At 55.4% G+C, this 1,912-nt stretch carries 2 protein-coding genes; one reads left to right on the top strand and one right to left on the bottom strand.

Annotation, left to right across the window (positions count from 1 at the left end):
- Positions 1-263 precede the first annotated feature (263 nt).
- The gene (locus F2P45_RS36875; RefSeq protein WP_166882637.1) at positions 264-1,100 is read left to right on the top strand and encodes a CPBP family intramembrane glutamic endopeptidase; all 837 of its coding nucleotides are present in this window, start codon (positions 264-266) and stop codon (positions 1,098-1,100) included.
- Here the strand turns inward: F2P45_RS36875 and F2P45_RS34080 are convergent.
- Positions 1,042-1,755: an alpha/beta hydrolase gene (locus F2P45_RS34080; RefSeq protein WP_166882636.1), complete on the bottom strand. Its 714-nt coding sequence runs from the start codon at positions 1,753-1,755 to the stop codon at positions 1,042-1,044. The two genes, F2P45_RS36875 and F2P45_RS34080, sit on opposite strands and share 59 nt — an antisense overlap.
- Between the last annotated feature and the right edge of the window lie 157 nt (positions 1,756-1,912).

Here is a 1,912-nt window from a genome sequence, read left to right as displayed (position 1 = left end):
GACTGCACAAAATGAGGTTCAGCGCCCATAAAATGGGCGGGAAGCAGCTCGGTCTGACATCAAAAAACGCATCTGCCGGCATCGCGACCGGCGATTACGCGGGATTTACCGGTAATTCGAGGTGCCCTGTAGACGACGAATAATTTGCGCTTGTTTCGTCAGATCCTAAACAATCCTAAACAGGCGCGATCGGGACTGGGATGAAATATGTTGAATATTTTCAATAGATCGTTCATTTCGACGTCTCGTTCGGCGCCGGTAAGGTGCACGAAGTAGTATTTTTGTGGTTGCTCGTAATGTTTGGTTGGCGCGCCATCTTTGAGAATTTTGACAACAATATTGAAAACTTCATATATTTGGAGTGGGCCGCCATTCCCGTAACCATGATTATTTTAAGTAGACGCTTTATTCAAAATGAACATCAGGATTTCGTTGAATGGATGGGTGAACGTGTTTTAAAGCGTTATTTTCCCGAGCTGTTTGTGGTAACCATTGCGTCTGTCTGTCTAGGAATTAGTTGCTGGGCTTTACTGGTCTTTCTTAGTGCTCAGATTGATGCGGACTGGGCTTATCGGCATTGGCATTTCGCCGCCCCAACTGATTTTGATAGGGCCAACTGGTTGCCCAATTGGATAGTTTTGTATAGTATTACTACAATCATACTTGGCCCAATTATGGAAGAGATTGTCTTCCGTGGCTTTGTATTGCGTCGCTTACAGGAAAAGCACAGTCTTGGCGTTGCGATCGTTATATCATCCCTAATATTCGGATTTTTTCATCTTCATAAAAATTTCTTGGGTAGTTTTTTTCATGGAGTTATTTGCGCGCTTGTGACCATAAAATTTGCGTCGTTGTATGCCGCAATTTTTGTTCATGCTGGCTATAATGCGATGATTGTGTTCATGGAGAGATTCTACGGATTTTTTCTAACTGCGGAAATATCACGCATCGGATCAATTAGCTACTGGTTGCCTGAGCTTGCGTTACTAGTGATCAGCCTGGCGGCTTTTTTTTGGTATTGGAAGATAGGCTTGAGGTCTCTTAACGCTGCGCCATCAGCGCTGATACAGGTCTGCCCCCTCGGAGGAAAGCGGCCATGAACTGCCCGATGCGTGCTTCATAGTCGTGCTTCGCCAGTCCATGGAAGTCGGTATGCGCCGCCCCTGGCACGATCCAGAGCTGCTTCGGTTCCGGCACGGCGACGTAAATGCGCCGTGTCTCTGCTTCGCTGGTATGCCGGTCGAACTCTCCGCCGACCACCAGGGTAGGGCAGTCCAGTGCGCCCGCCGCGTCGATCGGCCGCAGCTTGTCCAGGGTCAGGTTCAGCCGCAACGGCACCTGCCATAGCAACAGCGGCGCCAGCCTGCCGCCCGCGCTTCCCAAATACAGGCGCAGGCGGTTCCCGATCGCTTCTTCAATCGTCGGATACATCGCCTCGATCACCAGCGCGTCGATAGCGCGACCGGGTCTGGACAGCACCAGCGCAGCGGCGCCGAGCGACATGCCGATCACGCCGATCCGTTCACCGGGCTGTTCGCGCTTGAGGTACGCCAGCGCGGCGCGCACGCCGTCAGCCTCGCGCACGCCGAAGCTGATGCGCTCACCGGCGCTTTCGCCATGCGCCTGCTGGTCGATCAGCAAAACACCATAGCCGAGGCGCGACAGAAAGCGCGCGCGTCCGAGCATCTGCAGGCGGTCGCCGCGCACGCCGTGCAGCAGCAGGACCGCACCGGCGCCCGGCGTGCCGCGTGCCATCCAGCCCTGTACGGGAGCGGCGGTGGTGGGTATCGAAACGGAGGAAGCGGGAAAGTCGGGTGGCGGGGCGCCCCGCAGGGGCCCCCCCGGGGCCCAGAGGGTTTATACCGCCCCCCCCCCCCCCCCCCCACCCCCCGCGGGAGGGAGGGCGGGGGGG

Source organism: Massilia mucilaginosa (assembly GCF_011682145.1).
Taxonomy (GTDB): Bacteria; Pseudomonadota; Gammaproteobacteria; order Burkholderiales; family Burkholderiaceae_D; genus Telluria_A; species Telluria_A mucilaginosa.
The sequence above is the reverse complement of the archived record's forward strand: the minus strand, read 5'-3'. Positions and strand labels throughout refer to the sequence as shown.

What these genes read in the sequence shown, in the direction of transcription:
- F2P45_RS34080 (WP_166882636.1), bottom strand. Translation starts at nt 1,755, where the DNA reads ATGGCACGCGGCACGCCGGGCGCCGGTGCGGTCCTGCTGCTGCACGGC.